The sequence below is a fragment of the Sphingomonas sp. genome, from assembly GCF_035998645.1.
In the GTDB taxonomy this organism is placed as follows: Bacteria; Pseudomonadota; Alphaproteobacteria; order Sphingomonadales; family Sphingomonadaceae; genus Sphingomonas.
The window spans coordinates 20,405-27,465 of record NZ_DASYHL010000001.1 but is presented as its reverse complement, the minus strand read 5'-3'; the positions used below and the strand labels follow the sequence as shown (position 1 = coordinate 27,465).

7 protein-coding genes are annotated in these 7,061 nt (G+C 63.3%); 5 read left to right on the top strand and 2 right to left on the bottom strand.

Going from position 1 to position 7,061, the window contains the following annotated elements; translation table 11 throughout:
* Nucleotides 1-429: 429 nt before the first annotated feature.
* Nucleotides 430-879 carry a copper chaperone PCu(A)C gene (locus VGN66_RS00145; RefSeq protein WP_327516849.1) on the bottom strand — a complete coding sequence of 150 codons (450 nt, stop codon included), beginning with the start codon at nucleotides 877-879 and terminating at the stop codon, nucleotides 430-432.
* 192 nt (nucleotides 880-1,071) lie between these two features.
* Between VGN66_RS00145 and VGN66_RS00140 the strand changes: the two genes are divergently transcribed.
* The 5 genes from VGN66_RS00140 (at nucleotide 1,072) to VGN66_RS00120 (ending at nucleotide 4,821) form a co-directional block, all read left to right on the top strand.
* Nucleotides 1,072-2,115, top strand: a complete 1,044-nt coding sequence (locus VGN66_RS00140) for an ABC transporter substrate-binding protein (RefSeq protein WP_327516848.1) — start codon at nucleotides 1,072-1,074, stop codon at nucleotides 2,113-2,115.
* Nucleotides 2,112-2,750, top strand: coding sequence for an SCO family protein (locus VGN66_RS00135; protein ID WP_327516847.1), 639 nt, complete (start codon nucleotides 2,112-2,114; stop codon nucleotides 2,748-2,750). The genes VGN66_RS00140 and VGN66_RS00135 overlap by 4 nt, the downstream gene beginning before the upstream one ends.
* 5 nt (nucleotides 2,751-2,755) lie before the next feature.
* Nucleotides 2,756-3,175: a cupredoxin domain-containing protein gene (locus tag VGN66_RS00130; protein WP_327516846.1), complete on the top strand. Its 420-nt coding sequence runs from the start codon at nucleotides 2,756-2,758 to the stop codon at nucleotides 3,173-3,175.
* 154 nt (nucleotides 3,176-3,329) lie between these two features.
* The gene (locus VGN66_RS00125; protein ID WP_327516845.1) at nucleotides 3,330-4,100 is read left to right on the top strand and encodes an ABC transporter permease; all 771 of its coding nucleotides are present in this window, start codon (nucleotides 3,330-3,332) and stop codon (nucleotides 4,098-4,100) included.
* Nucleotides 4,090-4,821: an ABC transporter ATP-binding protein gene (locus tag VGN66_RS00120; RefSeq protein WP_327516844.1), complete on the top strand. Its 732-nt coding sequence runs from the start codon at nucleotides 4,090-4,092 to the stop codon at nucleotides 4,819-4,821. Before VGN66_RS00125 ends, VGN66_RS00120 begins: the two co-directional genes overlap by 11 nt.
* Nucleotides 4,822-5,065: 244 nt before the next feature.
* Here the strand turns inward: VGN66_RS00120 and VGN66_RS00115 are convergent, their stop codons facing one another.
* Nucleotides 5,066-6,988, bottom strand: a complete 1,923-nt coding sequence (locus VGN66_RS00115; RefSeq protein WP_327516843.1) for a TonB-dependent receptor domain-containing protein — start codon at nucleotides 6,986-6,988, stop codon at nucleotides 5,066-5,068.
* Nucleotides 6,989-7,061 lie beyond the last annotated feature (73 nt).

Genomic DNA, 7,061 nt, shown 5'->3' with positions numbered 1-7,061 from the left:
GATCTTGCCAGGTGCGATCGCTCGATCGCTTCCGGAGAGCTGGCATGTGCCCGAATGGATGGCGGCGCGTACGATCGGGCTGGACCAGCGAGCGGCGGGCGAGCGGATGATTGCTACTTCTCGTGAGAATGTGGAAGCTGACGGCAGCTAGGCGCCCCAACTTCGGCCGTTCGCATATGGTCTCGACCGTCCTGAAAGCGGTCATACCGACGCGCGGTACAAGAAGCCAATCGCACGACAGTATCTCAGTCATGACTGTTCGCGAGCGGCGCAGCGCGCTATTCTGGGCCTATGAAAGTCCAGCGAAGTATTGTGATCATCGGCGGCGGTGAGCCACCCAGCGGCACCTCCGCCGACGATTACGATGCTGCGTTTTCCCGCCATGCAAGCGGGATAGCGAAGGGACGGGGGGAGAATAGAGCGGTTGCGCTACATCGTCATTCCAGGGCCGGTGGGTGCGGCGGTCGCTGCGATGATCGACACCGTGACCTGGCGCTCGCCCGCCTTTTCGAATTTAAGCGTCAGAGGCACGCTCTGCCCCGCCTTGAGCGGCTGGTTCAATCCGGCTAGCCAGACGTGGAGGCCTTTCGGATTCAAGCTGACCGGCTTGCCGGCGGAAATGTCGATGGCATCGACATAGGACATGGCCATCGCGCCGGACCCGCCGCCCATCGTCATCAGGTCGGTCTTTTTGGCTGCCGGCGTCGATGCGCCGATCAGGCGATCCGCAGTCGCCGACCGAATCGTCATATAGACCGCGGCATTCGCGGTGCGGCCAATGGAGTCACGCGCCCAAACTTCTTTGACCTCGACAGTGGGTTGTTGCGTGCAGGCGATAAGCGGCATCGACAGAAGTAGCGCGAATGCTGGTCGGATCACGGCAAGTCTCCCCCGGACGTACAGCGGCCCACTCCGCCGCGTATCGCCGAGCTTCCACCAACTTGACCGAAATGACGAGCGCGAATTGTCCTCGACCCCGCCGGTTCGCGGCGAACTTGTCTGCCCCCGGCTCTCCCGCTAGCGAGGTGCGTGATGGAACATGAGCCGTCATTGGAACCTCCAGCCACGGGCTTGGGCCGCGAGGTCGGTCGACGCTGGTTGGTGCGCGGCGCGTTGGGGGCGGGTGCCGCGGCGGCTGTGGCGCTTCCCGCGCGACGGTGGCTGATCCCCGAAGCGGTTGCCGAGCCGATCGCCGTGGGTGGTCTTGCGGTTACGTGCAACCTGACCCTGCCCGTCGCGTGCGCCGCGAACCAGGCTGCCAACCCTTTCGGCACCCAGGACGCGGCACAGCTCGCCTTCAAATTCGCAAAATTTGGCGGCTGGCCCGAGCTCAAGGAGTCGCTGATGTCCGGCGATGTCGAGGCGGCCTATATGCTCGCGCCGCTGGTGATGGACCTTGCCGACAAGAAGGTGCCGGTAAAGATCGTGTCGATCGGTCATCGGTCGGGCGCGGTGATCATGGTCCGTACCGACTCTTCCTATCGCAGCTTCCGCAGCCTCGCCGGCAAGCGCATCGCCATCCCGAGCCGCTTTGCGGTCGATTTCCTGTTCCTGCGCAAGATGCTGGCGAATGAGGGAATGACACCTGCGGATGTCGAGATCGTCGAGATGGCGCCCGCCGACATGCCCGCCGCACTCTATGTGAAGGGGGTGGATGCCTATTGCACCGGTGAGCCGTTCGGTGCCGCCGCGCAGCGCGCGGGCTATGCTCGACCGCTCAGGATGACGCGCGACGAATGGCCGCGCTACATGTGCTGCGTGCTCACCGTGCGTGAGGAACTGATCGCGTCGAACCGGCCGCTGGTGCAAAATATGGTCAATTATGTGCTCGCTGCGGGCGCTTGGCTCGACGGGCAGCGCAAGAACCGCGAGACGGCGGTGCAACTGGCAGCGAAGACCGAATATTTCAATCAGGATCCTAACATCCTGCGCTTCGTGATGGACAACCCCGAGGACCGGGTGACCTATGGCGACCTGCGTATGGTTCCCGGCGAGTTCGACGATCTGATGCATCAGGCAGTCGATGCGGGCACGCTGAAGCAAGCCGTGCCCTATGCCAGCTATGTTGATGAGAGCTTCGCGCGCGCCGCCCGCCCCGCGTCGATTGCGCTTTGACCCGTCGCTCGCGCCGCGTGCTGCTCGGCCTCGCAGCGCTCCTGCTCATCGCCGGGCTGGCGTTGGCCTTGCTCGACCGACCCACCACCTCAGCTGGTCCGGCCAATCCCGCGCCGTCGAGTTCGACGGTCATGCGGGCCGGGGCGTTCAATCCGCCGCGTGACGCACCGGACTTCGCACTGCCGGGGTCCGACGGGTCCCAGATCACGCTCGCGCGCTATCGCGGCAAGATCGTACTGATGACGTTCGGCTTCACCTATTGCGCTGCCGTCTGTCCCACCACCCTCTCGACGCTATCGCAAGCCCGCAAGGCGCTTGGCGCGCAGGCAGACGCGGTTCAGGTGATCTTTGTCACAGTCGATCCCGACCGCGACACCATCCCTCAAATGCGGAACTATCTCGCGGTATTCGGCCCCGGCTTTGTCGGAGCGGCTGGCACGCCCGACGCCTTGGCGGCGGTATGCGCGAAATATGGCGTGACCGCATCGAAGCAAGGCACCGGGGCCGATTACGCGATGGCGCACACCTCCTCGATCTTTCTGATCGACCGTGCGGGCAGGCTGCGCGGCATGATGCCGTTCGGGCACGATGCCGCCGACTTCGTGAACGACATCCAACTGCTGCTGAGGGAATAGCCGGCATGCGCAAACGCTGGATCGGCCTCCTGATCCTCGCCTTGGCGATGGGCGTTCCCGCATGGGCCGCGTTTGCGCCGCTCAGCCCGGTCGCGCGCGAGGAGGTGTTCGAGATCCCGAATGGCACCCATGCCCGGCGCATGGCGGGGGAGCAGATCGACATCCTGCCCCAGACGATCCACCTCACCCTCGGCCGCAACGATGTGCTAGTATTCCGCAACGCTGACAGCGCACCGCATATCTTCGGACCGACGCTGATCATGCCCGGGCAGAGCTTTCGCCTGCCCTTTTCCAGTGCATCGACCTACAGCTTTCAGTGCACCGCACATACCAATGGCCAGCTCAACGTCATCGTCGCCCCGGCCCCAACCGCCGGGTGGCACAGGCTACGCGCGCGCTGGAGAAGCCTAACTGGCTCCCGCTGACGATGCGGCCGCTATCGGTACGTTGCTACCTTATGGCCATCCGACAACACTCCGTCCCGCATCCTCGAAAATATGCGCGACTTCACTTCTCAAGCGGCATTCGCACTTGTGGCACCCGGTCGGGCAGTCCAGAAATCCACACTGAAGAGGGGCAATGCAGCAATCCAACAGCAAATTGATGCGGATCGTGCCGCCGGTGCTGCTGATCGTGGCGCTGATCGCGATTTGGTGGGTCGCCATCGCCCGTAGCGAAAACCATATTTTCCCAACTCCACCTGAGGTCGCCTCGGGTGCCTGGGCGCTACTGCAGGACGGAACCCTGCTGCAGCATATCGAGGCATCGTTGCTGCGCGTGGAGATGGGTTTCGGTCTGGCGTTTCTCGTTGCCGTTCCGCTAGGCCTGTGGATGGGCTGGGTCTCCGGCGCCTATTTCACCCTCAATCCGCTGTTCCAGATGCTGCGGCCGATCTCGCCGATCGCGTGGATTCCGGTCGCGATTCTGTGGTTCGGCGTGGGCGATTTCTCGCCAATCTTCCTGATCTTCGTCTCCTCGGTCTTTCCAATGATGGTACAGACGACGATGGGCGTGCGCACGATCGACCGCCGCTATCTGCGTGCTGCCGCCAATTTCGGCGTGTCGCGCTGGGTGCTGTTCACCCGTGTTGTCATTCCCGCAGTGCTGCCGGAGATCATCATCGGCATGCGCATCGGCCTCGGAGTCGCCTGGCTCGTGGTGGTTGCGGCAGAAATGATCGCGCTCAATTCGGGCCTGGGATATCTGATCATGGATTCGCGCAACGCCGGCAATCGTTATGACCTAGTCATCGCCAGCATGATTATCATCGGCGTGATCGGCCTGTTGCTCGACGGTCTGACCCGCCTGCTCGAGCAGCTCAGCATCGTGAAGTGGCGCTATGTCCGATAAGAAAATCGTGGTCGATCGCGTCAGTAAGGGCTTTGGCGCGCTCAAGGTAGTCGACCAAGTCAGCATCGAGGTGGCCGATGGCGAGTTCGTCGCGATCGTCGGCCCATCGGGTTGCGGGAAATCGACTTTGCTCAACATCATCGCCGGGTTCGATCGGGCCGATAGCGGCACGGTGCGGATCGACCGGGTGGAGCGCAAAGGACCGAACAAGAATGGGATCATGATCTCACAACACGGATCGGTCTTTCCCTGGCTGACCGTGTACGAGAACCTGATGTTCGCGTTGTCGGCTACCAAGCATGACCAACCCGAAGCCCGCGCCGCACGTTATATCGAGATGGTCGGACTCGCCGGGTTCGAAAAATCCTATCCACACGAACTGTCCGGCGGCATGCTCAAACGCGCTGAGATCGCCCGCGCGCTCGTCGTAAAGCCTGAAATCCTGTACATGGACGAGCCCTTTTCGGCGCTCGACGCGCTGATGAGCCTCAGGATGCAGACCGAGTTGCGCCGAATCCTCGACGAAGAGCGTCACACCGTCCTGTTGATCACCCATGACGTTGAGGAAGCGATATACCTCGCCGACCGCATTCTAGTGCTGTCACCACGCCCGACGACGATCCAGGCCAGCTTCCAGGTAGACATGCCGCACCCGCGGAAATTGTCGCACCCCACCGCCCAGGGGCTGCGCGAGGCCATCCTTAAGGAGCTTGGCCTGTAATGCCGTCCTTTATCCAAGAATCCGCGAGTGTCCGCTTCCGCACGTTCTGAGTTCTGATCCCGACCGTCCGCTTGCGGCCCATGAGCGGCCTGTCTGCTATCGCCAAAATCAGCCAGTCGGCAAAGCGCCCTCATTTCTGTCGTTCGGCTTGCTTGGTTTCGAACATAAAAGCCGACGTTCGCTCTCGCCCCGCCAGGTTCCGACATCGCGCATATTCCGCCTATCGAAATTGGTTGCCCTTTTCTTACCCGATGTCGCTGGTGAACGAGACCGTGAAGCGGCGTGGGTAGTTGTAGACGTAGATACCGCTCGGACCGTTGGCCCAGCCGAATTTGTCGCCAATGTTCGCGACCTGCGCGCGGAGCGTTACCGGGGCCTTGCCGATGCTGAACCGGTAGCGCGCACCGAGTGACGCGATCGCGCGGGCGGGGATGACGAGCTTCCCATCCGCGCTGGCGATGCGGTCGGAGGTGCTCTCGACAACGAGGTCGACCGACACATCCGGAGCAAATGGCGGGCGATAGTCGATCACCGCCGTCGACAGTCGACCAAAGCTCGCGAGCGGTTTGGACCCGACCAGCCCGGCATCGACAGCCTCACCGGACAAGCGGGCGTCGATCAGCGCCGTTCCGACCACTGTGGTGAGACCCGGCGCCAGCTGGCCTGACAGCGAGAACTCCGCACCGCGATGGTGGACCACACCCAGCTGCTTGAAAGTCCGCGACGCGTCGAGCGAGAAGAACGGCTTGGTCACCTCAAACACGCCCGCCACCAGCCGCATCGTCGGCGTGATCGCCCAGCGAGCGCCGGCGTCGAACTGCCGGGTGCGCAGCGCTGGAGGCGCTTCGTCGCGGTTCACCGCGACACCCGGGGCGATCGGGCTTTCCTCGAGACCCTGGGTAAACCCGCCATAGATCGCCAGATCGCGCGACGCATGAAGCGCAGCCGTGGCATTGAACAGCAGGGGCGCGTCATGGCTGATCACGGGCGAGCTTCCCGGTGCGCTTGTCTGCTTGCGATAGTCGGTTTTCTGCAGGCCAAGGCTGAGTTCGCCGACATCGCGCCATCGGCCCTCATAGGCGAGCCCCACGGTCCATTGGCGCACGCTTTCCAGAGTCCGCAAACCGAAGGTGAGATTGGGTTCGGGGAGGCGGACGGGTTCCTCGATATGATGGGTGCCGATGAAGACGGCCTGATCCCCGCCATATTCCCTCTCCCGCTGTCGGCCGCGCAAGGAAGCATGCACGCTGTGCAGGCGCGGACCCTCCGCGAAACGGCGCGTGATGCGCATCTCCCCGCTAGTGGACTCCTGAATTCGACCGGGCTCGGCGATCACCACCTCGTCTGCGACGCCATCAGGACCGACATTCAGAAACAGTTGGGTATGGGACTTGTCGAGATTGAGTTCGGACCGGAACAGGCCCGCCTTGACGGCCCAGTCACCCCGGACCAGTGCGGTCACGAGTCCGAAATTGTCGGCACGACCCCGGTTGATCGCCCAGGGCTGGCCGAGCTGCCGGACGCGCTCGATCTCTGGCGGGAGATAGTCGCCTGCAGTCAGCAGGATCGGGGCGGCGTCCTCGCGGTCGATCTGCGTGCGGCTCCAGAACGGCAAGAGCTGCAGTCCGTCCGCGGGCTGCCAGTTCGCAACGAGCGCGGCGGTCCGGTAGTCCCCCGCACCGCCCGTGTGAGTCCGGTCTGCAATCACGCCGATGCCCGCGCCGACCGACAGTCGGGCGGTGACAGGCAACTGGGCATCGAGTTCGATCGCGGTGGTCCCGAACGGGCCCACGCGCCCGCCAAGGCTTAGCAGGGGCTTGGCGCCCGGCTTGCGCAATCCATAATCCGCAATGCCGGTCGGCGCGGGAAAGGGATAGCTTTGCGCCGACAGCCCGACGCGCATCTTGAGCCCGCCGATCAGCCGTTCGGTAAAGTTCGCCTGCTGATCGAAATACAGGTCCTCCACACGGATGTTCCCCGCTTCTGCGGCGGAGAAGCCGCGTACATAGTTGGGATTGTAGATGCCGATCTGTTCTCCGCCGACAGAGGTGCCGAATGCGTCCTCTGCTCTGGTGGTCGCATTCTCCTCGGTGCGCTGGGCAAGCGCCGGTGCGGGGATGGCGAGGATCGCAGCTGCAAATCCCATCACCCGGTTACGGGTCGGCATCTTCATTCTCCATGGTCGAAAGACACATGCGCGTTGCCCGGATCGGTCGTCAGCGCTTCGTCGATAAGTCTCG